The 24456-nt window shown below is 63.7% G+C and carries 28 protein-coding genes and 1 pseudogene; 14 read left to right on the top strand and 15 right to left on the bottom strand.

From position 1 onward, the window contains the following. Positions 1–47: 47 nt before the first annotated feature. The 8 genes and pseudogenes from FYJ92_RS10635 to FYJ92_RS10600 form a co-directional block, all read right to left on the bottom strand. Complete coding sequence (locus tag FYJ92_RS10635) at positions 48–803, bottom strand: PP2C family serine/threonine-protein phosphatase (protein ID WP_185260714.1); 756 nt, start codon at positions 801–803, stop codon at positions 48–50. After that, positions 804–1478, bottom strand: a complete 675-nt coding sequence (locus FYJ92_RS10630; protein WP_185260713.1) for a VWA domain-containing protein — start codon at positions 1476–1478, stop codon at positions 804–806. A 30-nt stretch (positions 1479–1508) separates the two neighbouring features. Then, a complete protein-coding gene (locus tag FYJ92_RS10625; RefSeq protein ID WP_185260712.1) occupies positions 1509–4055 on the bottom strand; it encodes a hypothetical protein in 2547 nt (848 codons plus the stop codon). Between the two features lie 258 nt (positions 4056–4313). Beyond that, positions 4314–4706, bottom strand: coding sequence for a helix-turn-helix domain-containing protein (locus FYJ92_RS10620; protein WP_185260711.1), 393 nt, complete (start codon positions 4704–4706; stop codon positions 4314–4316). 1862 nt (positions 4707–6568) lie between these two features. After that, positions 6569–7336, bottom strand: coding sequence for an SCO1664 family protein (locus tag FYJ92_RS10615; protein WP_185260710.1), 768 nt, complete (start codon positions 7334–7336; stop codon positions 6569–6571). Continuing rightward, on the bottom strand, positions 7336–7890 hold the full coding sequence (locus FYJ92_RS10610; RefSeq protein ID WP_185260709.1) for a DUF3090 domain-containing protein: 555 nt from the start codon (positions 7888–7890) through the stop codon (positions 7336–7338). Before FYJ92_RS10610 ends, FYJ92_RS10615 begins: the two co-directional genes overlap by 1 nt. 24 nt (positions 7891–7914) lie before the next feature. Continuing rightward, complete coding sequence (locus tag FYJ92_RS10605) at positions 7915–8607, bottom strand: MSMEG_4193 family putative phosphomutase (protein ID WP_185260708.1); 693 nt, start codon at positions 8605–8607, stop codon at positions 7915–7917. Between the two features lie 105 nt (positions 8608–8712). Next, positions 8713–9133 (bottom strand): annotated as a pseudogene (locus tag FYJ92_RS10600) (UBP-type zinc finger domain-containing protein). A gap of 106 nt (positions 9134–9239) precedes the next feature. On the opposite strand from FYJ92_RS10600, the gene FYJ92_RS10595 reads away from it, so the two are divergent. Then, positions 9240–9653: a hypothetical protein gene (locus FYJ92_RS10595; protein ID WP_185260707.1), complete on the top strand. Its 414-nt coding sequence runs from the start codon at positions 9240–9242 to the stop codon at positions 9651–9653. A gap of 557 nt (positions 9654–10210) precedes the next feature. Then, positions 10211–10609, top strand: a complete 399-nt coding sequence (locus FYJ92_RS19055; RefSeq protein WP_255482026.1) for a VOC family protein — start codon at positions 10211–10213, stop codon at positions 10607–10609. 9 nt (positions 10610–10618) lie between these two features. Here the strand turns inward: FYJ92_RS19055 and FYJ92_RS10585 are convergent, their stop codons facing one another. From FYJ92_RS10585 to FYJ92_RS10575, 3 genes are all read right to left on the bottom strand, one after another. After that, complete coding sequence (locus FYJ92_RS10585; protein ID WP_219729656.1) at positions 10619–11728, bottom strand: YhcG family protein; 1110 nt, start codon at positions 11726–11728, stop codon at positions 10619–10621. A 77-nt stretch (positions 11729–11805) separates the two neighbouring features. Continuing rightward, positions 11806–12228: a hypothetical protein gene (locus FYJ92_RS10580; protein WP_185260706.1), complete on the bottom strand. Its 423-nt coding sequence runs from the start codon at positions 12226–12228 to the stop codon at positions 11806–11808. A 53-nt stretch (positions 12229–12281) separates the two neighbouring features. Next, positions 12282–12557: a DUF4383 domain-containing protein gene (locus tag FYJ92_RS10575; protein WP_185260705.1), complete on the bottom strand. Its 276-nt coding sequence runs from the start codon at positions 12555–12557 to the stop codon at positions 12282–12284. Here FYJ92_RS10575 and FYJ92_RS19050 point away from each other — a divergent pair. Further along, the gene (locus FYJ92_RS19050; RefSeq protein WP_185263880.1) at positions 12526–12663 is read left to right on the top strand and encodes a hypothetical protein; all 138 of its coding nucleotides are present in this window, start codon (positions 12526–12528) and stop codon (positions 12661–12663) included. The genes FYJ92_RS10575 and FYJ92_RS19050 overlap by 32 nt on opposite strands. 141 nt (positions 12664–12804) lie before the next feature. Further along, the gene (locus FYJ92_RS10565) at positions 12805–13623 is read left to right on the top strand and encodes a CPBP family intramembrane glutamic endopeptidase (RefSeq protein ID WP_185263759.1); all 819 of its coding nucleotides are present in this window, start codon (positions 12805–12807) and stop codon (positions 13621–13623) included. Between the two features lie 90 nt (positions 13624–13713). Here FYJ92_RS10565 and FYJ92_RS10560 read toward each other — a convergent pair whose 3' ends face one another. Then, on the bottom strand, positions 13714–14211 hold the full coding sequence (locus FYJ92_RS10560; protein ID WP_185260704.1) for a MarR family winged helix-turn-helix transcriptional regulator: 498 nt from the start codon (positions 14209–14211) through the stop codon (positions 13714–13716). 134 nt (positions 14212–14345) lie between these two features. On the opposite strand from FYJ92_RS10560, the gene ribA reads away from it, so the two are divergent. The 5 genes from ribA to FYJ92_RS10540 all read left to right on the top strand — a co-directional run bounded on the left by ribA (position 14346) and on the right by FYJ92_RS10540 (position 20060). Next, positions 14346–16229 carry a GTP cyclohydrolase II RibA gene (gene ribA, locus FYJ92_RS19250; RefSeq protein WP_185260703.1) on the top strand — a complete coding sequence of 628 codons (1884 nt, stop codon included), beginning with the start codon at positions 14346–14348 and terminating at the stop codon, positions 16227–16229. Between the two features lie 61 nt (positions 16230–16290). Then, positions 16291–16698, top strand: a complete 408-nt coding sequence (locus FYJ92_RS19035; protein WP_255482025.1) for a hypothetical protein — start codon at positions 16291–16293, stop codon at positions 16696–16698. Then, complete coding sequence (locus FYJ92_RS19030) at positions 16688–17107, top strand: dienelactone hydrolase family protein (RefSeq protein ID WP_255482024.1); 420 nt, start codon at positions 16688–16690, stop codon at positions 17105–17107. The genes FYJ92_RS19035 and FYJ92_RS19030 overlap by 11 nt, the downstream gene beginning before the upstream one ends. A gap of 100 nt (positions 17108–17207) precedes the next feature. Next, on the top strand, positions 17208–18671 hold the full coding sequence (locus tag FYJ92_RS10545; protein WP_185260702.1) for a YdiU family protein: 1464 nt from the start codon (positions 17208–17210) through the stop codon (positions 18669–18671). 102 nt (positions 18672–18773) lie between these two features. Continuing rightward, on the top strand, positions 18774–20060 hold the full coding sequence (locus FYJ92_RS10540; RefSeq protein ID WP_185260701.1) for a lytic transglycosylase domain-containing protein: 1287 nt from the start codon (positions 18774–18776) through the stop codon (positions 20058–20060). A 23-nt stretch (positions 20061–20083) separates the two neighbouring features. On the opposite strand, the gene FYJ92_RS10535 is transcribed toward FYJ92_RS10540, so the two are convergent. Beyond that, positions 20084–20464: a cupin domain-containing protein gene (locus FYJ92_RS10535; RefSeq protein WP_185260700.1), complete on the bottom strand. Its 381-nt coding sequence runs from the start codon at positions 20462–20464 to the stop codon at positions 20084–20086. Positions 20465–20603: 139 nt separating this feature from the next. On the opposite strand from FYJ92_RS10535, the gene FYJ92_RS10530 reads away from it, so the two are divergent. Genes FYJ92_RS10530 through FYJ92_RS10510 form a run of 5 tightly spaced genes read left to right on the top strand, consistent with a single transcriptional unit; the run spans position 20604 to position 23215 of the window. Next, positions 20604–20966: a TraR/DksA C4-type zinc finger protein gene (locus tag FYJ92_RS10530; protein WP_185260699.1), complete on the top strand. Its 363-nt coding sequence runs from the start codon at positions 20604–20606 to the stop codon at positions 20964–20966. Beyond that, a complete protein-coding gene (locus FYJ92_RS10525; RefSeq protein ID WP_185260698.1) occupies positions 20956–21534 on the top strand; it encodes a DNA alkylation repair protein in 579 nt (192 codons plus the stop codon). The genes FYJ92_RS10530 and FYJ92_RS10525 overlap by 11 nt, the downstream gene beginning before the upstream one ends. A 53-nt stretch (positions 21535–21587) precedes the next feature. Then, a complete protein-coding gene (locus FYJ92_RS10520; RefSeq protein WP_185260697.1) occupies positions 21588–21788 on the top strand; it encodes a DUF1918 domain-containing protein in 201 nt (66 codons plus the stop codon). 51 nt (positions 21789–21839) lie between these two features. Then, positions 21840–22415 (top strand): NUDIX domain-containing protein, encoded by a 576-nt coding sequence (locus FYJ92_RS10515; protein WP_185260696.1) that lies wholly within the window; start codon positions 21840–21842, stop codon positions 22413–22415. Beyond that, positions 22412–23215 carry a thioesterase family protein gene (locus FYJ92_RS10510; RefSeq protein ID WP_185260695.1) on the top strand — a complete coding sequence of 268 codons (804 nt, stop codon included), beginning with the start codon at positions 22412–22414 and terminating at the stop codon, positions 23213–23215. Before FYJ92_RS10515 ends, FYJ92_RS10510 begins: the two co-directional genes overlap by 4 nt. A gap of 48 nt (positions 23216–23263) precedes the next feature. Here the strand turns inward: FYJ92_RS10510 and FYJ92_RS10505 are convergent, their stop codons facing one another. Then, positions 23264–23968, bottom strand: a complete 705-nt coding sequence (locus FYJ92_RS10505; protein WP_185263758.1) for an endonuclease/exonuclease/phosphatase family protein — start codon at positions 23966–23968, stop codon at positions 23264–23266. 92 nt (positions 23969–24060) lie between these two features. Further along, entirely contained in the window at positions 24061–24450 is a 390-nt protein-coding gene (locus FYJ92_RS10500; RefSeq protein WP_111907731.1) for a DUF2177 family protein, read from the bottom strand. Positions 24451–24456 lie beyond the last annotated feature (6 nt).

Raw genomic sequence — 24456 nt, 5'->3', positions numbered from 1 at the left:
GTTGCCTCACCTTCGACCCCTTCAAAGAACCTCTTCGGCGCTGGACGTCACTGCGCGGCCTGCCGGCCGAGGATTCCGATTGAGCAGTCGTCCTTCGTCGCATTCCGGATGGTGACATTCACGAGCCGCCGCAGTCGCTTCTTGTAATCGGAGTTCTTGCTCTGGCGACTAGGTGCCGTGCCGACGGCGTCGATGAGTTTGGAGCATGCGCCCGCTAGCTCGCCAGTGCGCGGGTCGTACAAGCTGTCTCCTGAGCCATCACTCATGAGTATGAATCCGCTGACGCCGTCCAGCGATCCGCGGAAGAGTCGCATGGATTCGAGTGCACGTGCCGAGGTGACGAACGTCGTCTGATTCGCGAACTCGGCGTTATCGGGGCCTGAGATGACCCTCAGGTCGCCATGCTTCAGGTACCCGACGACCCCGTCGCCGACATGGGCGCCGAGGAACTTGTCGCCTGATACGGCCACGCAAAGGAACGTCGAAGCGAGATCGTCGGGCGGTACATTATGCCGTTCCGCTACGGCTGCCACCTTGGCTGCAAGTCGGCCAAGGAGATCCACCTTCACCTGGATGCCGTCGTTGGATGCCGCGTACTCCGCGAACTGTTCGACGAGTACAACGCATCCTTCATCGACGACCGCTTGGGCGCCGAACTGAGAGTGAGTCGCAGAGCCTGCGCCGTCGGCCAGGCAGAGGACTTGGACGCCGCCGCGAGAGAGGTAATTCGTCCGGTCTTGGACCGGCGTGCCATCCCGCAGGTGGCGGTGCCCCCTGGCCTGGTAGTGGAATTCCTTGAACACCTACAGTTCCGCCCAGCCGGCGAGCCCTTCGAGGTCGAGCTTGACGGTGTCGCCGGGAGTCGACCGCGAGACTCGTGCGACCGACCGAGATAGCCACTCGAAGAATTCCTTGAACTTCAGGCCGTCGAGGCGCAGGGGAGGACGGTTGGGGCTGAACCGGGCGAGCGTCTTCATGTCGGCACCGCCGCCGATGCCGATCGGAAACACCGTGAGCTTCTTGGCCTCGACCAGGTCGACCACTCGCCTGACGGCGGAGTCGATGTTGTCCGTCGGCGCGCCGTCGGTCATGAGCACCAGCCACGGCTGGTAGTAGAGGACGCCACTGCCGGAGTAGGTCGCTTTCCTGTTCTCGAGCGTGTCCAGGGCGAGGTTAACACCGGCCCCCATCGCGGTGGTGCCGCTCGCGGTCAAGGCCGAGATCCGCCGCAGCCGCTCGATGCTCGCGAAGTCATGGACGAGGCCCGCGGACGAGTTGAACTCGACGATGTTGATCTCGGCTGAGTCATGAGCGTCGTCGTCTTCGTCGATCGCGTCGTAGAAGAGGTTGACGCCGCGGACGAGTTCCTGGATCGGCGGGCCGCTCATCGAGCTGCTGGTATCGAGGCAGAGCGAGACGGGTACGCGCGGGGTCGGGTTGTCGACGAGGTCGTCGGCCCCGATGTTGAGTCGCGCCATAGTGCTTTCCTTTCGTTGAAGCTGTTGTTGCTAGTTGCCTGTGAACCACTTGCGGAGGCGTGCCCAGAAGCCCACCTTGGTTTGTGCACTTGGCTTGGTAGTGGAGGCAGTGGGGCCGGTCCGGGGCGTGCGTGGCAGTGTTGGAACGCAGCCGGCGGGGTAGCGCCCGCCGGAGCCAGCCCTGTGAGTTGTGGGGACCGATCGACCGTTCCGCTGGTGCCACTCAACGTTTCCGTATGTGATGAAGGGCTTCTGGCACCGGACGCAGAGACGAGAAGGGTCGAGGGTGTTGGCGCGAGCCCACCGTTCGTCGTGCTTCTGCGCGCAGGAAGGGCACCGACCGTACTTCAGCTGGCTTTTCGGGAAGGGCCGGCTGCAATCGCGGCATGGCACAGTGATCGTTGGAGCGGCAGCGGCTCGGCCTGGCTGCTGATCACGGCACTTGTTGCATTGCCGTGGGAGAGAGTGCTCCTGGGTGTCGTCGATCCAGATGCCAGCGATTGCGTTCTGACGTCCGCAGGTGGGGCAGTCCTGGATGGGGGTGTCCTGCTTGAACGCCTTGTTGCGGATCGGGTACACATCGTTCGACATGGGGTCGAAGTTCAAACGCTTGTTGCCCAGATAGCTCTTGTACGCCTTGAAGGCTTCAAGCCACTCTGCGGCAGTTGGACGCTTCTTGTAGTGCTTGCCTTCGCGATGGAAGGTGTGCCAGAAGAGGTCCTTCACCGGCTTGTGGATGTGGCTCCACATGTACTTCCAGTCACCGTCCGGCTGGTCCTTGTTGTTGCGGTTCTCGTACTGGAAGGCGAAGTTGCCCTCCTTGATCAGTTGAACCATGTCGCCGTCAGTCCCCGTTCGGATGTATGGGAACTGTCCGGTCATGACGATCATGAACAGCATCGTCGCGACGGCGAAGAGCTCGTCTTCCATCGTCCGCAGAACGTCGGAATAGGTCTTCCCGAGCATCGCGGGTGAGGTGAACATCGGCGTCCCGACAGGGCAGGGGTAGCCCTCCAACTGCCAGGAATCTGCGTCGATGATGAAGACGTTCTTCTTCTCATCAACCATGAGGTTCTTGGGGTTGATGTCGCCGAGGATCACGTTCATGGAGTGCAGGTACTGAACCTTCTCCAGGAACGAGATGCAGATGTCAACGAGGTCGGCCTTCTTCCAGCTTGGAAACTCGCGCTCGAACTTTCGCTTGTTGAAGACCGTACGTTGAAACTCGCGCCCGCTGGCCTTCGGCATCACGTATCCAACGAACTCGCCGTTACCGTTGCGGACAACCGCAGAGGGGATGCAGAGGCCCTTCGCGCGGAGGTTTCGATCGACAAGCAGTTCGATCTTTTCTTTGCGGTGTCGCGTGAGGTGGTCCTTATCGAAGATCTTGACCACTGTGCTTAGATCGGCTTCGTATACGGTCCCCTCGCCGCCTTCGCCAAGCGGCGCGCCCAGCACAAGCGAGCCGCTCCGGTCCGCGGATGCCCACGTGACGTGGTCTCCCTGCTTCGGGAGTGCAGAGAAGGCCACTGGCGTGTCGCTGGGCTTGAGCCTTGCCTGCGCAGAGAACGAGTTGGTCGGCGTCGAAGCAACGGCCCAGCATCGCGGTGCCGACGATGACGGCGACTTCACCGCCCTCGGGCCCAGGTTGTTGGCGTGCTCCTTTAAACCGAACGCCTTGCCAAAGTCGTCCAGAAGCGGCTTAAGCACCGCGACCTCGGACTCGTCCTTGAAGCTGCCGCTTCCCTCCGCAATGCAGGTTGCGTGGCGCTTGTACTTGCGGAACCCGCGCTCGAAGAGCGATTCGTCGGACTCGACCTCGAGATCGCCATCCTTTGTGAGGACCCCGACGAGAAGGCGCTTGGCGAGCCGGTGCGCGAGGAGGCGAATCCGCAGCTTGATGGTGATGTCATGGGTGAGCAGGCACATCTCATAAGTGCCGGCAAATCGCTCGAAGAGCCGCAGAAAGAGGTCGTCAGCGTAGGGGTTGGTGTCATCACCGAGGTCCTTACGCACGAGCCCGGCTTTGCTCGCGCTTTCAAGGAAGGTCAGCGCAGCACCGGCCTTCTTGATCGCCTCGGCGCGCTCCATTGTCTCCCCGGAGGGGTGGATCCGGCTCTGCTTTGTGAGTTCGCCAACGACCTTGGTCGGTACGACGACAGGGTTTCCATTCGCGATGATCGCACTCTGCCCGCGCTCGAAGAGACGCTTCAGCCCACCAGCGCGGCGCGCGTCTGTGTCCATGAAGACGTTGGTGTCGATGAACAGCCGTCGGTTCGGCTGGAGGAACTCGACGGGGTCGATGAGCTGGTACTCGAGCGCATTGAGCACTATACGTTCTCCATGTTTCTGAATGTCCGGAGCTTTGGGATCAGACTTGTGTGACTGTAGGAGCCCTGACGGTCGACCGTGTCGAGCGCCCCTTCCAGGGGTGCGTTGATGAGGGGTGCCGATGGTTGTGCCATCCTCGGCCGGGAACTTCGACCAGGCGAGTGTCTCCTGAAGCAGTGCGACAGAGAGGATCGGCTCCATCCCGTACCGAGAGTCGACGACGAGCGCCTCGATCTCGTCACCCACGGACACGTCCTGGCGCGGCTTCCCCTCGATCTCGGGGGCAGCTCGTCCAATGGGATGCGCCCATGCATCCCGAAACCGAGGCCGAGATCGATGCCGATTTCCTCGTGGTGTACGTACGCCACAACCCCGGTCACAACATGCCCTTCGTCGGGAACGCAGCTTCCGCGCGATTCCCCGACCCGGTCATCGGCTTCATCTGCGTCGACCCAGTCGTCGGTTTCATCTTCGCAGGACCAGTCATCCGTGCCAAACGTGTGCTCATTGCGCATCGCCGAACGAGATGTTGCTGCGGAACTCCTCAAGTGCCGCAGCGGCGTCTTCGTGATCCAGTTGGCGCTCTCGCTGATACTTCGCGATCGCACGCATCGGAATACGCCGATGGCTTCCGACGCGGACATGCTCCACCGTGCCCGCATCGACGAGCTTCATCAGTGTGGGTCGAGACATGCTGAGCATGGTCGCGGCCTCGGTGCTGGTGAAGAGGTCCTTGGCGGGGAGCACGACGGCTCCGGTCGAGTGCTCGGCCTCGAGCAGTTCCAGCACCTTCTCGGCGCTCCGACGCGTCAGGTTGAGCGTCACCGTCACCTCATCCGGCGACGCGTCCAGCGCGTCACGCAGAGCTTGGATGTCAGTGGGAAGGATCCCCGACATATTGACCTCCAACTGAAACAAACGAAGCTAACTGAAATAACTGTAATTAAGTGCTTTAAGTGAAGTCAACCGGCGGAAGCGTGATTGACCCGCAAGGCAACACCTGGGCGCGAGCCAGCAGCGTGTCACACGGGCAGTCAAGCGATTGGGGATCGAGCGCAGTTCCGACCCATAATCTCCATACCCCGCCCTCCGCTCACCTCGTTGGCGCTCTTGATGTTATGACCGCCTTTGAGTCCAAAGGCCGCGCCGCTGATGACCCCGATGCCGATCAGGGCAAGCGGGACGAGAGGCAGGACCGTCGAACTTCTCCGAGGGGGTAAAGGTGTTCACAACCTCGAATCGTAGTGTCATCTGGCAGGGCCTGCAGGGAAGCGGCTCATCAAAGTTGTGTGTCGTAGTGGTTGGTACTTCGGCGGTGTTGGGCGAGGCTTTTTGATGAGGGAAGGTCCTACGTTCGCCATCCGGAAGAAGTGAAAGCGGTAGAAGGTATCCGCCGGAAAGTTGAGGGCGGATCCGGCCCGGGATAGGGGAAGGGGCGGCTGTACTTCAGGAAACCACTGCAAAGCACTTTGCGGCAGCATCGACCCAAGCCGGCCTCGCTGACATCATCCGCATGTTCCGTACGGCTGATGTAGAGGTGGCCCGTGTACGGCTCAGCACCCGTAGAAATGTTGAATCGCACAACCGGCGGGTAGATGCCGCAGATCTTGCCGAAGCGACCAAGTTGGCAATGAACTGACCTTCGGACACTGACTCAGGCAGCGGTATTTCTGGCAGATATGCCGTTGAGACACGTGACTGCAACATCATGGGACACGTTCGCCCGGGAGGCCACGGTGTCCTACCGGGAAATGATTGGTGACCATTGGGTTGTAAATCCCAAACGGATCAGGTGCAGTCAAATGACATCGAAACCGACAGCCTTTACATACTCGACCCCGACGGCAAGCGGCACTTGATGCGGCCCTTCGTCGTAGTACGGCATTGTCCCCAGTGCCGAACCATCTCAACTTTTCAGGTGGACGCAGTGACCAACGGGACGGTTCGCCTCAAGAGCATTGAGAACGGGCACACAGTCATGGATGAACAGGAACTGCCTGCTCTAAAGAAGGTTGGCTTGCTCTGAGATTCGGTAAGCAAGCAACCAAGGCAGGGGTTCGGGACACCATCCCGCATTGTGGCTTTGTTGCCCGGGCTGCCGCTGCCTGAGGCACATGCCGTCCAGTAGGGACTATTCGGGAAGAATCTTGGTGTAAAAAGGACCAACTAGTTTGACTACGGGAAGACTCGAACGAGCCCATGGCCCTGCCTAAACGCAGGGGAGGGGAATGGTCCTCGGGACCAAGTAGCCTGTCCATCTACACGACGACACGTGTGAGTGAGGCTGGTTGGCGGTTTGGCCGATAGTTGGCGAAACTATGAGTTGAGGACTTAGTTGGCGTGACTGACAACTTAGTTGGCGCCGTGACAACCGGGATGGCGCGGCGCCAACTATCGTGGCCAGCTCTAGTCGATTGGCAACGTTGACCTCGGCGGGCCCGCCGCGTAATTCACGACCCCGTGGACCTGTGCAGCGGCTGGAGCGCGCTCAACAGGTATCCTGCGCATGGGTCTCTTGCTGATGCTTCCTGGGCAGCAAGCCACCTGCTTCCTGACGTTTGAGGCATGGCCCGCGAGGCTGCCGGCCGATCATCGAACACCCACTAAACTCGAACGGTGATCACAGGCGAAATCAAATCTCAGGTGTGGTGCCGTTCGTGGGCATCCTCATTGGTGCCGGTATGAACTCAGCGGTCCTCGGCAATGTAGCCGCCGACGCACAGCGCTAGCATGCTGCGAAGCCCGTAGCCGTAATTCCCTTAGAACAGCGGCCAGGGCACCGCCGACATCTCACCGCTCGGAGCTGGGAACCGACGCGCCAAGCGCAACCGGGCGCAGCGCGCGGCGACCGACGCAATTTCTTCGGCGTTGAGCAGGTCCGCCAGGTTTCGGCCCAGCTCACCGTCCAGTCCGTCGCTGACACGATTGATGCCCTCAATTTCGTTGACGGTCAGAGCGTCTCCCAGCCACCCCCACAGCACCGTGCGCAGCTTGTGGTCACGGTGAAAGGTAAGCCCGTGGTCCACGCCGTGCCGGTGTCCGTCCGTCATGGCAAGGATGTGATCGCCTTTACGGTCGGCGTTGTTCACGACGACGTCGAACACCGCCATGCGTCTGAGCGCCGGAGAGTCCTCGTGTATGAGGGCGACCATCCGTCCGTTCTCATCCTGGCCCTCGAGGACGTGTTTCCAGCCGATCTCCGGTACGTCGTCCGCCGCAACGAGGTCCACCCCGTTCTGGTCGGGGTCTTTCTCCTGCCACAGCTGCACCATCCCTTCGCCGAACGGACCATCGCGCAGCCAGGTGCGTGGCACAACGTTCCAGCCGAGGACCTCCGAAACCAGGTAGGCGGCAACCTCCCGGTGGGCAAGGAAGCCGTCGGGAAAATCCCACAGCGGTTTCTCCCCGGCTATCGGCTTATAGACGACTTTCGTGTCCCCGATGCTGCCCAGGAAGGTGGCGTTCGACGCCGTCGTGATGCGCCCAGTGAGCGTCAGCTCGGCAGTCAGCAGGTCGGACGCCGGCATCAGACCTCGGGCAGGGTGCAGACGTGCCCGTCGGCGTCTACGGGGTAGCCGCAGAGCGGGCATGCGGGACGCCCGGCGCCCACGACCTCACGGGTGCGCTTGGCGAATGCGCGCGCGGAGCCGACCGGCATCCGCACCAGCAGCATTTCTGGCACGTCAGCGTCGTCCTCATCAAGCGATTTGACGTTGTCATCAGCGTCGACATCGGTGATCGGGTATGCCTCTATTACGACCTGCGCCGTCGCGGGGTCCCAACCCAGGCTCATGGCGCCGGTCCGAAACTGCTCCGTAACGGCCTCGAGCTGGTCATTGTCGACGAGTTCGATCGGAGTACTCGTGGGAATGCTGTAGGGGTTGCCCTCGACGGCGAGAAGCTGGTCGAGCAATTCGTCGACCTTCTCTGCGAGCAGAGCCGACTGCTGCTTCTCAAGGGCAATACTTGCGATCTGCGTCCCTGCGCGCACCTGCAGGTAGAACGTACGCGCCCCCGGAAGGCCAATGGTGCCAACGACGACCCGATCAGGCCAGGCAAACTCGTGAACACGTGTAGGCATATGAGTATTCTAGGCACATGAGGTTCATGGGGCCTTCTGCCCTGCACCGCCGCCCACCGGCGCATCGCCAGGGTTGAGGCCGTTCGACAGCCATGACAGATCCCCCGCGTCGGTGTTGGTCGCGTGGACGCTCGGCCGGCGCGCGCCGTAGTGCACGATCGATACGGAGGCAGGGCCCACGTTAATACGCTGGAACAGGTCGAGGTGCATGCCTAGCGCGTCGGCGAGGATTGACTTGATGATGTCACCGTGACTCACCGCCACCCACACGGCCCCCGTCCCGTACTCGGCCTCAAAGGTTGCATCGTGGCGTCGAATCGCTGCCACCGACCGAGCCTGCATCGCGGCCATGGATTCACCGCCGGGAAAGATGACGGCGGACGGCTGCGATTGCACGGCCGACCACAGATCTTCGGTTGCGAGATCACTGAGCGTGCGGCCCTGCCACTGGCCGTAATCGCACTCGGTAAGATCGGATTCCAACGGCGCGTACGGAGCGCCAGCCTGGCGATCAAGGATGAGCTGGGCGGTCTGCTGACAACGTTCGAGAGGGCTCGATACCACCCCAACTACAGGCACGGCCGCGAGCCGCTCTCCGGTCAAAGCCGCCTGCTCACGCCCGATCTGGTCCAGGCTGACACCGGCGGCCCGACCGGCCAGCAGTCCAGTGGCATTGGCTGTGGTGCGGCCGTGCCGCACGAGAATAACTGTCGCCATCCACATAGCCTAACCATCCGCTCGACGGCTGTGTTTACCCACACTTTGGAAATTTGCTGTTGCACGGAACCAGGCGCGCCCTTCATCCTTCGCCGGATCCCGCCGTCAGTGCGGTTGGTTCTGGATCCGCGGTTGCCGGTGTATGCGCTCTCGCCAGTCTGCCGGTACCTTGTCTGCCGGTGCAGGTTGCGGCTGCTCCGATGGTCTGGACTGAGGATCCGGAAGCCGCGGGCCGCGGAATAGCTTCCTCGTGGTGTGCTCGTAGAACCAGTCCTCCCCAGGTTCAATGGACCTCATGACGGGGTGACCGACGGTGCGCGCGTGGGCACTGGCGTGCTGTGTGGGTGATGAATCGCAGCATCCGATGTGGCCGGATTGGCCCGCATTGGGCACATCGGCGAAGATGTAGCCACCATCCTGGGCCGTCACCGCTGAGGCACTCCAGACACCATGTTCCACTGGGTGTGGCGGCGAGGCTGATTCCCGGAGTGCTGATTGCTACCCCAGACCTGACCTCTCGGCGCATTCTTGGAGATGAGTCACGTCGACTCCCGTGGCTGGTGGGCGGCCTGGCGGGCGAGGAGAATGCACTGGGTGCTGCGTGAAACTGAGAGGCCCGCTAGGCTCGCCCTGTGACGAGTTCGCAGAACGGCAACGAACGCTACGTCGTCCGCCCGTGGTGGAGGGCAAGATCACTGCCTTGGGCGGCCTTGGTCGTCGTCTCCATCGTCGTCACAGGGATTGCCCTGGAACGGACGGCATTCTTCATCTACACGCCGGTCCCGGAGTTCATAGAGCGGTTGCGCATTGGCAGGCTGTTAATGCTCGCCGGGTCTGCCATATCGCTTGCAGCAGCAATATGGTCGCGGGTCCGCGGTAACCCGCTGTGGGTGACGATCTGCGTTGCCTCGCCGGCAGTGCTGGTGGGCATGGCTACCATGATCATGACGCCCCCGTCTCTGATTCCACAGATCACCGGTCTTATCGCCCTGCCGGTAGCCCTGGCGGGACTCATAGGAGGGCTCCTTCCCGACACCAGGCCGTGATCGTGAGTGCCGATAGAGGGGTGCCATCGTGATCCTGTTCGCACCGGTAGCCCTGCGTGCCGTTCGGACAGCGGTCACCGCGTCCACGTAGGCGGCGACGGGGCAATCTTCTGCGCCATCACGCTCAGGTCCTGACTCCGCCGCTTCCCCTTGGCGGAAAACGAAGCGCACGGCACAGACTGGGTCTTCGGTATAGGGCCGGGCGGTATGGCGCTCCTACTTGTTCAGGTGAATTTCAAGGCTCGGGGTGACTCGGCTCTCGGCCGGTTTTGGGCGGAGGCCCTCGGCTGGGGTGTTTCCAACGAGGGAACCGGAGTGACCAATGTTGGGCCCGTGGGCTTCGTCTGGCCGGACCCGTCGCGGTCTGCGTAGATGTCGTCGTCGTCCGGACCCCGAGACAGTGAAGTACCGCGCGCACCTCGATCCCGCCACCCTCTGCGGCCCATGAGGCGGAGCTGGTCGCGCGCCTGTTGGAACTCGGTGCGACGTCTGCAGACGTGGGCCAGGGTGATGTGCCGTGGACGGTCCTGGCCGACCTGGAGGGAAATGTGTGCTGTGTGCTGTGGCCGCGACCGATCTACCGGGACACGGGGCGGATCGCCGCTGTGGTGGTCAACTGCGCGGACCTGCGGGCCATGGCCCGGTTCTGGGGCGAGGCTACGGATCGGACCCTGCACGAGGTGAACGACGATCATGCGAGGCTGCGTTCGGCCAAGGGCGTCGGGCCGTATCTGAAATTGCTGCGCACCTCTGGCGAGGAGACCGTGTGGAACCGTGTTCATCTCGACCTGATGCCGTACCCGGGTGATGATCAAGCGGCAGACGTGGCCAGGCTGCTGGCTCTGGGCGCCACTGACGCCGACGTCGGCCAGGGCAATGTGCCGTGGGTGTGCCTCGCCGACCCGGAGGGCATCCAGTTCTGCGTCCCACCCGGGCTGACGTGGAGCCTTTCATGATGATTCCGGCTAATTCACCGGATCTCCTGGTGAAAAATCTTGCGAAAGTTCGGCTTCGATTTCGCTGATGCTGGGTAGCGTGGCAGCGAATTCCTCCGGCAAGGACGCTACAATCGCGGATTCCCATTCGGCGATACCGATCGGTTTCGAAAGGCCCCGCAGGGAGTACTCGGCCACGACGTTGTTCTTGGTTTTGCACAGGAGCAGTCCGATGGTCGGCTCGTCGTCGGTATGACCCAGGAGGTCGTCAACGGCAGACATGTACATGTTGATCTGGCCGAGATACTCCGGCTTGAAGGCGGTGGCTTTCAACTCCACCACTACAAAGCACCGGAGCTTGAAGTTATAGAAGAGCAGATCGGCGAAAAACTCGTCGTCGCCGATAGTCAGCCGGACTTGCCTGCCGACGAAGGCGAACCCCTGGCCGAGTTCCAGCAGGAACTTTTCGACATGCACCACGAGCTGTCCCTCAAGCTCGCGCTCATTCCGCTGGCCAGTCATGGACACAAAGTCGAAGACGTACGGGTCCTTGAATGATTGCTGGGCAAGATCCGAATCCGACGGCGGCAACGTCGCTTTGAAGTTCGTGATCGCCTTGCCGGTGCGTTCGTGGAGATTCGTCTCGATATGGTGTGCGAGTACGTTGCGAGACCAGCCATTCTCGACGGCGGCAGCTGCATACCAGAGCCGGGTTTCGGGGGCGTTGAGCTTTTGGATCAGCGCGAGGTGGTGGTACCAGGGCAATTGTGCAAGCGGCGCTTGCACAATTGCCTCGCTTGACCAGTTTTCAGCGAAGGCCCGCATGTACTTCAGGTTCCGAGGTGAGAATCCGGTTGCGTCGGGAAACTGCCGTTTGAGATCCACCGAGAGCCGGTCGACGATACGGGCGCCCCAGCCTTCGAGACTCTGGCGTTCCAGAATGTCCCGCCCGATCGCCAGGTAACTGCGCAGCATTTCCTGGTTCGCAGCGGCGATCGCCTTGGACCGGCCAGCCTTGACTTTGCCCGTGACGGCGGCCAGCAAATCCGGGTACCAGTCCGGCATGCTGGATGCGGTGGGCGCTGATTCAAACGATGCTGGTGTCGACATGTGGTGGAGCGGTCCCTTCGTGGCGGTCATTTCCACTGAACCTATCTGCGGGCACTGACATTTTTGACCTGCGCGGTTTACCTGGCCAAGTCCGGAACCTTGGTGGGTCACGGCTGCGGCCACCGCGGCAGCACCGCCGTCGGCCGCTGTGAGCGTGGTGTGGACCGCCCCCAGTGCCGGTCCGGCAGCAGATAGTGGTTGAAGCCCACGGTGCAGCCCAGATGCGTGCAGGTGGCGGAGACTGCGTGGACCTGCCCGTCCGCGACCCGGCGGAAGTCACAGTCGATGGCTTCCTCGGCCACTAATTGCGCGACGTATTCGACCGCGGACTGGTTGGCCTGCCCGTCGGTGCGGGCGGTGTCGTCGCTATGTCGGCGTGCAAGGTCCGTGTAGGCCCGGCGATGCCGGCCCCGATGACCGCGACGTCCACCTCCAGATCCCCGCGCTGGACCGGATATTCGGTGGTTCCGGCGTGGCGATCCAGAGAGAACGAGGTTCACCTTCCGGCCGTCCACTGTTCGATGCGTCATTCACTGCGTCACCTCAGGATCACCCGGTACTGCTCGGCTTTGTCAGGGCTGCGTCAGCAGCCGCCGACGCAGAGGAACTGACGGCGACCGTCCCGAGGATTCGTGCCCGGGGGCGGCCGCCGTCGTCGGTTTCCACGAACCATGGCGCTATGAGGTGCGTCCCTTCGCCTTCTCCATGGCATCCCTGCCAGCCAGAGGCCCAGGCCGACCATACCGCGGCCCAGAACCAGGTGCAGCCAGTTGTCAGCGCCGTCCATGTCGATGACCAGGCCGTAGATCCACAAAACAAGGTACACAATGCCGCCGCCGAGCTGGAACCAGCGGGCCATCGGGTTTGTCCGGGCCGAGGACTCCAACCAGCAGGAAAACCGCACCAATACCGATGGCGGTGTTGTGAACCGTCAACCCCATCACGTGGTGCTGGGCCGGGCGTGAAGCAAGGAGTCGCAGGACGCCCACGTCGTACTCCTGAAAACCGCGTGTGGGCAGGGGAACCCAATGCCTGGGGCTTCGCCCAGGCATTGACCCGCCGTGGCCATCTTTTCCAGAAGTCACCGTCGCTGGCATGCTGGTGGGGTGACATCGACCTCGACGCAGCCACCCCGCACTGTGCTCACCTGGAAGCTGGTGCCCGCGGTGTTGCTCTCGGCGTCGGGGGTGCTGCTCTTCGGCGTAGAGAATGATCTCATGGGCTACAGTGTGCTGGCCTCTAGCGTGGTTACGGCAGCACTGATCGACCGCGAACTCGCGCGGCACCTCGCGGTAATTGCGGCGGGAATGGGGATCATCAGCCTGGTTCCGCTGAACGCGGATTTGAGCATCCCGCACATGACCTGGATGGGTGGTGCCCTGGCGTTGGCCGTGCTGGTGCCATGGCTGGTGTCCCGTTTCGTCTACCGCGAGAACATCATCAAATTTCCGGTCAACACCGGCCGCAAATGGCCGTTGAGCGCCAAACTATACCTGATCGCTGTTGTGGCCCTCGGTTACTTGATTCTGCCGGTGTACCTGATACGGACAGGTGTGTATCAGAACTGGCCGGACGCCTCAGACCCCACGATCTTCTGGCGGCTGTTTCTCGGCGTAAATGCTGTTGGAATTTGGGACGAGCTGTTCTTCATCTGCACCGCCTTCACGCTGCTGCGGCGGCACTTCCCGGACTGGCTCGCCAACATCCTCCAGGCCGTCGTCTTCTCGTCATTCCTCTGGGAGATTGGCTACATGGCCTGGGGTCCGCTTCTGACGTTCCCGTTCGCGCTGCTGCAGGGCTACACGTTCAAGCTGACAAAATCGTTCACCTATGTGGTGACAGTGCACCTGGTCTTCGATTTTGTGCTGTTCCTGGCGCTGGTGCATGCGCACAACCGCGACTGGCTGCCAATCTTCTTGTACTGAGGCCGCTCAGGCTCCGGATCAAGTGGCTGCTGCCGATCAGAAGGTTGAAAGGCTGTCTACGCGTAGCCCTCCGAAAGCGCCCTGCCCATTTCAGAGTGGGGCGCTTTCACGCAGGCAGCGGTCATTGGGGTCAATGACACCCATGATGCGTTTGCCGATGCTGCCCAGCTGGCGCGACTGTGCCTTCGTGAGGGGATCGAACACGAGTGCTCGGACGGCTTCAACATGGCCGGGGGCGGTTTGGGCGACCTTGGTCCAGCCCTCGCCGGTGAGCGTGGCCAGTGTGATGCGTCCGTCGGAAGGATCCGTGGAGCGGTGCACCCAGCCCCGCTTTTCCAGCCGGCTGACAACCTGGGACAGGCGGGGGAGTCCTGACTCGGTAAAGCCCGCCAGGTCACTCATCCGGCGGGTTCGTTCCGGAGCTTCTGACAGGCCGGCCAGAACCATGTACTCAAAGTGGCTTATGCCCGCGTCCTGCTGCAGCTGGGAGTCCAGGGCGGCGGGCAACTTCATCATCACGCCCACGAGGGTGAGCCACACCTCGCGTTCATCGAGGCTCAGCCAGCGCGGCGCTACGGGATTTTCCATAGGGCAAGTCTAAGGCATTTACTTCATGAATGAAGTTTTATGTCCCGCAAATCACTTGCGTCGTGAACTAATAGTCAGTATTATTTACTTCAACATTCAAGTACTTCCCACACCAGCCTTCCTGAGGAGCCCAGATGACCGTCATGTCCGAGACCGTCGCACGGCCATTCGAGCTACCGGCCGCCGTCCGCAGCCAGGTCACCGTCCCGCTGCGCTTCACTGATGGCTTCGCGGCCACAGCCGAGATCATGACGTTCCATGGACTGGCCGACGGTAAGGAGCACCTGCTGCTTGCCATCGGCGCCTGGGAGCAGACGCTGCTGGACCAGGGCCCGGAAGGTACGGCGCCCCTGGTTCGGCTGCACAGCGAGTGCCTCACGGGCGACGTGTTCGGCAGCGAGCGCTGCGACTGCGGACCCCAGCTGCGCGAGGCAGTGGAGGAGATTGCCGCCGTCGGGGGCTTCCTGCTGTACCTCCGGCAGGAAGGTCGAGGCATTGGCCTGTACTCCAAGCTCGACGCCTATGCCCTGCAGGACACCGGCCTGGATACCTACGAAGCCAACGTGGCCCTGGGGCGCGGCGAGGACGAGCGGGACTATAGTTCCGCCGCCCAAATGCTCGGCGCGCTTGGCGCCGGCCGAATCCGCCTCCTCACCAACAACCCCGACAAAGTAGCGCAGCTGACGGCCCTCGGCGTTGACGTCGCGGAGCAAGTCCCCACCGGGGTGCACCTCTCGGCGGCCAATCACCGCTACCTGGCCGCGAAACGCAGCCATACGGCCCACACCATCGAACTGCCCACGGAAGTTCCGCCCGCCGAAGTCCAGACAGCCGGGTTCATGCCAGCCGAGATCATTCCCACCCACGACGAGCTGCTGGCCCGGGTGGATGCACTCATTCCCCGGCTGCGGGAGCGCGCCGCGGAAACCGAGGAGATCCGCCGCGTCCCGGAAGCCACCATGGCTGAACTGAAGGCAGCGGGCGTGATTCAAATGCTTGCACCCAAGGCCGTGGGCGGCTTCGGCATGGGGCTGGAAACCTACGTGGAGGTGGTTCGCCGCCTCGCCCAGGGATGTGTCTCCACGGCCTGGACCGCAGGGCACCTGGTGGAACATGTCTGGATGCTGGCACGCTGGCCGCAGGAAGCCCAGGATGAAGTCTTCGCCAGCGGGCCGGCCCCCTTGGCTGCCGCCACCGGCGCCCCTCCCGGTAGAGCCGACAAGGTTCCCGGCGGGGTCACCATCTCCGGCCGCTGGAGCTTCGCCTCCGGCGTTATGCACTCCGAATGGGCGCTTTTGGCGGTGCAGCACGCTGACGTCCGCCTGCAGTGCCTGGTTCCGGTCTCCGATCTTGAACTGCTGGACGTCTGGCACACGGCCGGCCTGCGTGGGACGGGAAGCAACGACCTCGCGGCGGAAAACCTCTTTGTCCCGGCGCACCGCGCCCTCGAGTGGAACCTCCTGGCCGCCGCGGACAATCCCGGCAGTCGCATCCACCCGGATCCGAACATCCACATCCCCATGGCCACGTTCCTGAACATGGTTGCTCCTGCCTCCGCCCTGGGGGCCGCAGAGCACGCCCTAGGGGTGTTCCAGGACCTGATGATGGTGCGCAAGGTCAAGCAGACAACGCAGGCGCGGCAGGCGGATTCACCGCTCGCACAGGCCCGGTTCTCCCAGGCCTACGGACAGGTGGCGACTGCGCGGCTGCACTGGCAGGAAGCCGTCCGGGTGGTGGCCGATTCCTACGGTCGCCGGCCCGTGTCTTTCACTGATGACGAGCGGGCCCGGTACCGGCTTTCGCTGGGTCTCAGCGGCGCAGCGTCGGCCGAGGCCGTCCGCCTCATCCTCACGGGCTCCGGCGGCAGTGTGCACCGGCTGACGCACCCCCTGCAGCGGATCCAGCGCGATGTCAACGTCCTGCTCAACCATGCCTCGCTGACCATGGATCCGATCCTGGAACAGGCAGGACGAGGACTTTTGGACCTCGGGTTTTCCATTCCGGCGGAGCAATTCTAACCAGGGGTGCGGGACCCCTTGCAGGACGGCCGGCTTCGGAGAAGGATATGAGCCTCACTCGATGAGGCCAACCATTGGCCAGCTTGGAAAGTTTGAACGGTACCTGATCGAGGAATTCTTCGACGACTACCGCGCCGGCGCCATGACGCACCGCACCTTTACCCGCCGGGTCGCATTCATCATGGGAAGCATGGCGGGGGTGTCTGGAGCGATGCTGCTCGTGGGATGCACGCCCGAGGAAGTCCCAAGCAGCACCGACCCTGTGCCCACGCCCACCCCGTCATCGTCGACGGCGGGCGCCGGCACCGCTTCTGCCGGTGCTGTTCCGGGGGCCAAGAGTCCGCTCTCCGTCCCGGCGGGCGCCGCGGGGCTTACGACGGCGACCGTCCGCTTCGCTGCCGACGGAACCGATATCAACGGTTACCTCGCCAGGCCCGAATCGGGCCGGTTATGCGGCGTTGGCCGTTGATCTGCTGAGCAGGGAAGGTGGCACCGCCAGCCTCGACTCTGACGCGGTCTCGGGGGCGCTGATCGCCATGAACGGGTACTGTTTCGGCGGCGGCATCACCTGGCCGGCGGCAACCGAGCTGGCCGGGCTGAAGGCCACCGCCGCTTTCTACGGGCCGGCCCCGGACCTGAACAAGGTGACGGCCATCAAGGCAGCGGCATTCGGGGTCTATGCCGAACTCGACCAGCGGATCACCGGCTCGATGCCGGGCCTCCGTGACGCCCTGGACGCCACCACCGTGACGCATCAGCTCACCGTTTACCCCGGCGTGGACCATGCCTTCCACAATGACACCGGCGAGCGCTACAACGAAACCCAGGCCACCGCTGCCTGGAACGACACCCTCGCCTGGTTCGGACAGCACGTCTGAGACGGGACATTTGAGACGGGACATTTGAGACGGGACATTTGAGACGGGACGTTTTTATCCGCCGCGGTGTGGGCGGTGCTGCCGCGGGTAGTCTTGAAAGATGAGCACCGCAATCCCACAAACGGTCACCTTCGATGGACGGTTCGCCCGCGAACTCGGGGAGTTGGCGGTTCCGTGGCAGGCGGACGAAGCACCTGATCCGCAGCTGCTGGTCCTGAACGAGCCGTTGGCCAGCGAGCTGGGCCTGGACCCGTCCGCGCTGCGATCGGATGAGGGGACGCTGCTGCTGATCGGTAACCGGGTCCCTGACGGTGCCACACCGGTGGCCCAGGCCTACGCGGGGCACCAGTTCGGCGGCTACTCACCGCAGCTCGGCGACGGGCGAGCGCTCCTGCTTGGCGAGGTCACGGACATCCACGGGCAGCTCAGGGACATCCACCTCAAGGGCTCCGGCCGGACACCGTTCGCCCGCGCAGGTGACGGACTCGCCGTCGTCGGTCCCATGCTGCGCGAGTACATCGTCAGCGAAGCCATGCACGCGATGGGCATCCGCACCACGAGATCCCTCGCCGTGGTGGCCACGGGCCGGCCCGTCCGCCGCGAAAGCATACTGCCCGGGGCTGTACTTACCCGGGTGGCGAGCAGCCACCTTCGCGTCGGCAGCTTCCAGTTCGCCCGCGTCAACGGCGACACCGGCCTCCTCCGCCGCCTGGCCGATCATGCCATCAGCCGCCATTACCCGGACGCCGCGCTCGCCGATAAGCCGTATCTCGCGTTCTTTGACGCCGTCATAGCCGCCCAGGCATCCCTTGTGGCGCAATGGATGCTGGTAGGCTTCGTCCACGGCGTGATGAACACCGACAACATGACCATCTCCGGTGAGACCATCGACTACGGTCCGTGTGCATTTATGGACGCCTTCAATCCCGGCGCGGTCTACAGCTCCATCGACGCGGACGGACGCTACGCCTACGGCAACCAGCCGATCATTGCCGAATGGAACCTCACCCGGCTCGCCGAAGCACTCCTGCCCCTGCTCCATGAAGACCAGGACCAGGCCGTGGCGCTCGCCGTGGAGTCCCTCGGTGCCTTCCGTACGCTGTACAGCGCGGCCTGGTCAGCCGGCATGAAATCCAAGCTTGGGCTGCGCGCGGACACGCCCGGCGACGTGGCGTCGCCGCTGGTGGACGGCGTGCTGGCGCTGCTTCAGGAAGCCGAAGTGGACTACACCTCCTTCTTCCGGAGCCTCGTCTCGGCAGCCCGCGGCACCCCCGAAACTCCCCGGGCCATGTTTGCGGACCCCGAAGCCTTCGACGCCTGGGCCGAGCGGTGGCTGGCCCTGGCGCCGGACGCGGACCTGATGGGCCGCGTCAACCCCGTCTACATCCCCAGGAACCACCTGGTCGAAGAAGCTCTTGACGCTGCTACCGCCGGCGACCTGGCCGTCTTCAACCGCCTGGTGGCCGTCGTGGCTGAACCGTACACGCAGCGCCCCGGGCTGGAACGCTACGCCGGCCCCGCCCCTGAAGACTTCGGGAACTACCGGACCTTCTGCGGGACCTGAAGACATACGCGGCCGGATCGGCCTTCCTGCGGACTGTCGCCTCGGTAACGATGTGGCAGGTCAGTCCCCGCAAGCCCTATATGCCCGGTAAGCTCACCAACTATGTCCCGGATTGTTCAAAGAATGCGGCTGCCCGCCCTCGCGTGCATGCTGGCGGTCGCCCTGGTGGGGTCGGCTGCGCTGCTTCCGTCACATGCCGCCGACGACGCGCCGCCGGGCGGCTATCCCTCATGGCAGGACGTGCAGAACGCCAAGCAAAGCGAGGCCGGCAAGGCGGCAGAAGTCACCAGGATCGACACGCTTCTGGGCGGGCTCCAGGCCGAAGCCGAGGCACTGGGCAACACGGCCGTAACGTCCGCCGCGGAGTACGCGTTGGCCGAAGCGGCGCTTCAGGCTGCCACTTCCACAGTGGATGCCCTCACCGCCCAGACCGCACGCGCCGCGGCCGAACTGGGACAGTACAAAAAGGAAATCGGTGCACTGGCGGCCCAGTCGTACAAGACCGGTGGCACCAACATGGGTTTCTTTGTTGCCCTCGACGCCGTGCAGAACAACAGCATCCAAGGCCTGAACATCGTCCAGATCGTCAGTGATAAGACAGCCGCCCTGGTGAACAAATCCGCAGCCGCAGAACGCATTTCCCGCGCACTGGCCGATCAGGAGCAGGCAGCCAGGGCCGAACGCGAGCGCCTGTCGGGGGAGGCCAGAACCAAGCTCGACGCCGCGCAGTCGGCCCAGCAGGCCATGTCCCGGCAGATTGCGGAGCAGCAAGAGCACGGCCAGGAACTGACAGCGCAGCTGGCCTCCCTCAAGGGCACCACCGCTACGGTGGAGGGTGAGTTCCGGCAGGGCCAGGCGGCCTTGGCCGCATACGAAACGGCGCAGGCCGCCAAACGGGCCGCGGCGAAGGAACAGGCACGCCAACAGGCGGAGGCGGCAGCCAAGGCGGCGGCCCTCGCCGCTGCGCAGAAACCGGCTCCGGCCCCGCCTGCTGTACCGGGAGTGCCCGCCCCCGCCCCTGTGCCGAGTCCGCCCCCACCGCCCGTCGTCGTCGTGCCTTCCGTGCCGGGCGGCGCTGTGAACGACCCCGCCGGCGCGAAGAACTACGCGTCCGGTCAGCTGGGAGCTTACGACTGGGGCCAGGACCAGTTTCAATGCCTGGCGTTGCTGTGGACCAAGGAGTCCAACTGGCTGACGACCGCCACCAACCCCTACTCGGGGGCATACGGGATCGCCCAGGCACTGCCGGCCAGTAAGTACGGTACGGCCGGCAGCGACTGGCTGACCAGTTACCGGACCCAGGTCAATTGGGGGCTGTCCTACATCGCGGACCGCTACGGGTCACCTTGCGGCGCGTGGAACCATTCCGTGGCCAAGAACTGGTACTGACCTGGTCCGGGTCGGCAGCCGCGTCACGTTTCCGGGGCTTTGGCGTATTCCGCGGCGCTGAGGAATTCAATGCCGACGAAGGGTTCATCGCCGTCCACCCATGCGTCATGCCCTGGCGGAATGGTATATGAGTCACCGGCGCTGATGGTGATCCGGTTGCCATCGGTGGTCTCGACGTGGATGGAGCCGGAAATGCAGAATCCGATGTGGTTGTTCTGGCAGGTCTCGGTCTGTACCACCGGCTTGATGCAGTCCGACCAGCGCCAGCCGGGACTGAACGTCATCCGGCCAACGGTGTAGTCGCCCAGGTTGACGACGTCCACTTCGGTTTTGTCCGGACGGCGCTTCTCGTCCGGAGTGTTGTGGGACTTGACGGCCAGCTTGGTGACGATGTTTGTAGGCATGACGCGCAGACTTTCTCTGTGGAGTTTGTGTCCATCAGCTGTCTGTCCCTGGCTGCCAGACGGCATCTGAGGCGCTTACGATTGCCAGCATCCTCCGGCGGGCCGCGCTTGTCGAGACCTAAACCATTAGGCTTTTCCCATGCCCGATTTTGAACGGTTCAGGGCCCTGCTGGAAGAAGAGCGCACCCGGAAGCTCGTGCTTCTTCCCGCCCTCCGCGCCGATATCTCCTCCGCCAACGCCGCCCGCCAGGATTCCAACGTGGACGACGAGCACGACCCCGAGGGCGCCACCATTGCGTTCGAGCTCTCGCAGGCATCGGCGCTCCTGCAGCAGAGCAGCTCTGGCCTTGAGCAGGTGGATGCGGCGCTGGCGCGGATTGCGGCCGGCACCTACGGGACGTGCGCCGTGTGCGGGGACCCCATCGCCGAGGGACGGCTCGAAGCCCGCCCGTCGACGCCATTTTGCATACTCCACGCCGCGACCGGCTGGCATGGACGGTAGCGGCGCCGTGAACGAGCGCGTGCCGGAGGCTGCCGGCTTCATCGACGCCACCCTGCAGAACGAGGGCGCCTGGTACCGGGCTGAGGACGTGGAGTCCCGGGTGGGTGGGGCGTTGGGGTCCTACGGATCGTCCGTGGGAGCCGTCCGCGGCACTGTCCGCGACGCCGGCACAAAGTTCAAGGACCTTGGCCATGACGACGTGACCGCTTTAGCGTCACTGCTCTGGGGCCGGCCCGGTCCAGGCAGGCTGCCGATCTATGAGCGGCGGCTCGCCGCCGTTGTGTTGCTGCAGTCCCGGGTTTCCCTCCTTCGCCACTCTGACCTGACCCGGCTGGAGGGCTTCATCAGAACCGCGCAGAACGGTGAACTGGTGGACGCCCTGATTGCCGACGTTGTGGGTCCGTTGCTGCAGGGTCTGGGCGGAAGCGACCGACAGCGCGCCGACGTCGTCATCACCCGCTGGCACCAGGACCCCGACGACGCACTCCGTCGCGCAGCCCGACTCATCGCTTCCCAGGGAACTGACCTGCCGTCCATTTCCGGGAAGCGCAACCGGGCACGGGGCTGACCACTGTTCCCTGATCCCCATCAGCCGTACTCTAGGCCTTGGAGGTGATTGCCATGGAGGCAGCGCAGGGTGACAGGATCATCGTCCGGGGGAGGACCGTCGGATCGTCGGACCGGCACGGGGTAATCGTTGAAGTCCGCGGTCAGGACGGTCATCCGCCCTATCTGGTCCGCTTCGACGACGGACACGAAACGGTTATGTACCCCGGCGGTGATTTCGCCGTCGAGCGCGGTCACGGGGGACAAACAGGCTGACGCGCCGGGGGCTGCGCGTCCGGGCCAGCGGGCACCTGTCAGACTGGTGGAATGGATCACTCCTTGGCTGCCACGTCCCCTGACGCGAACCTCACGTTTCCGCCGGTCCGGACCGGACCGCGGGACCCGGGTGACGCCTGGGTGGAGGGCGGCCGCGGCAAGTTCTGGGGCAGGTTCGGTGCCGCCGGCGTCCTGGCCTATGACCCCGGCAAGGGCGTCCTGCTGCAGCACCGCGCGCTGTGGAGCCACAACGGTGGTACCTGGGGACTGCCAGGCGGAGCATTGCACGAGGGTGAGGACGCCGTCACCGGGGCCCTCCGCGAGGCGCACGAGGAAGCTGCGGTGCCGGCCGCGGATGTGAGCGTCCTCTTCACCTCCGTGCTGGACATTGGCTACTGGTCCTACACCACCGTCATAGTGCTGGTGACCGCGCCTTTCGAGCCCGTGATCAGCGATCCTGAAAGTCTCGAACTCCAGTGGGTTCCGGTGGATGCGGTGGGCCTGAAGGAGCTCCATCCCGGTTTCGCAGCATCATGGCCGGATCTGCGGACGCGCATGCTGGAGCTTTCTGCCCAGCGGATAGGGTGGGCTGAGCCCCACAAGGACAAGCGAAAGGGTCAATGTTGACTGCTGCACTCCCGGAACTGGCCGATGGCGATTTCTATTATCTGTCGCTCGGCGGGGGCCGATTCCGCTCCACCATCCACGCCCAGGGGGCCTGGAACGAGCACGAACAGCACATGGCGCCGGCTTCCGGGCTGATGGCGGACAGCCTGGAGCGCCACGAATCCCGCGACGACATGCGGATGGCCCGGCTGAGCTACGAGATCCTGGGCCTGATCCCCGGGGGCGGTTTCCACATCGAAACCACCACCCTGCGCCCCGGCCGGACCATCGAGCTCCTGCAGGCCGAACTGATTGCCAACGGCCGCGTGGCCATCCGTGCCACCGCATGGCGGATGATCACCAGCGACACAGCCGCGGTTGCCGCCGTCGAGGACACCGCCATTCCGGCGCCCGATGAATGCAAACCGCTCGACGGCCCTGCCATCTGGCCCGGCGGCTACATCCGGTCCCTGGAGATGCGTGTGGCAGAGGGCCACCGGCCCGGCGCGGGGATCGTCTGGCTCCGCACCCTGCACCCTCTCACCGACAAGGCCGACAGTGGCGACCTGGCCCGCCTGATGGGCCTCGTTGACACAGCCAACGGAATCGCGGCCAGGGTCCCGCCGGGTAAAGACAGCTATGCCTTCCCCAACCTGGACCTGCAGATCCACATGTACCGCAGGCCCGGGGGCGAATGGCTGGGCCTGGACAACGCCGTCTCCTTCGGAACTGACGGTATTGGCCTCACGTCCACCGTCCTGCACGATCTCCAGGGCCCCTTCGGCCGCGCCGAACAGATCCTCACGCTTCGCAGGACCTGATGCACAGTTCCCAGGCGTTGATTTCTGCTGGCCGCTTCCCGGCGGGCCTCAGGACGCCGGGGGCTCCTGGAACGGCGTCGAGTCCTGACCGTATTCGGCGGTCACCAGGATGGGCAGGTGGTCGGAGGCGCCGCGGGGCAGGGTTTCCACGTTCTCGATGTTCAGGCCCAGGGACGTGGCAAAGTCGAAGTGGCCCTTGAACACCTTGTAGCGCGTGTAGGTCCGGCGATCACTGAGGGATAGTTCGTACCCCGTGTTCTTCATGTGTTCGTTGAGGTTCTTCGTGAAGAAGGGGTAGTTGAAGTCCCCTACCATCAGGGTCATCAGGCCGGTGCCCATACCCAGCAGTTCCGCGTGGGCAGCATGGATCTGGTTGCGCCGCAGCGAGTTGGTGGCGGTCAGCGGTGCAGCGTGGAAAGACGCGATGACCAGTTCGTGATCGGTCTCGTTGTCCCGCACGCGAGTGCCGATGAGGCGCTCATGGGCGGGCGCCAGAACCATGTCGTGAAGGGACTTCTTGAGCGCGAAGGTCTTGGTGCCGTGTGCGGTGAACCGGTCCGGCCGGTAGTAGATGGCCAGCCCCAGCCGGTTGCCTTTCGTGGAATCGGCCAGTTGCAGTTGACCCAGCGTGTCCGGCAGGTCAGTGGTGTCACATTCCTGCAGGCACAGGGCATCAACGCCGAAGTCCTGTGCCAAGGCGACCAGCTCCCCGCTGGCCTTGTGCTTACGTAAGTTGTAGCTAATGACGCGTATCAGTGGATTACCTCTTCTGAGGAGTAGCGGGTGGGCCCAGTTCCTGAGTTTAGCCACCGATGCGGGACGGTGCAGTATTAATCCGCTGGATGTCAGGTGGAACGGAACACCAGCCAGCCGGCGAGGGTGGACAGCCCCGTCAGGGCGGCACCCCACAGGATGTCCACGACAATAAGCTGCAGTGGCCACGTCTTAAGCGTGGCGGCATTCGTGAGGTCGTACGTCGCGTAGGCAAAGGCGCCCAACGCGGCCCCGTAGCCGACGGCGGTCAGCCAGCTGCCGCCGTCGAGCGCCGGCCGCAGCGCAAAGAAGACAATCCCCGCTATGTACATGACATAGAAAGCCACGGCGTAACCTAAGTGTGGCTTGTCCGCGAGCAGGTCACCGATGTGGCTGCGGTAAAACGGGTTCATGAGCTTGAGCCAGACGGCGTCGATGACAGCGAACGCAGCAGCGACAACAAGGAATTGCAATATGACCATAAAGGA

Origin of the sequence: Pseudarthrobacter sp. NBSH8, assembly GCF_014217545.1 — a bacterium.
Taxonomy (GTDB): domain Bacteria; phylum Actinomycetota; class Actinomycetes; order Actinomycetales; family Micrococcaceae; genus Arthrobacter.
Note: the sequence above shows the minus strand (reverse complement) of the source record. Positions and strands in the feature narration are given on the sequence as shown.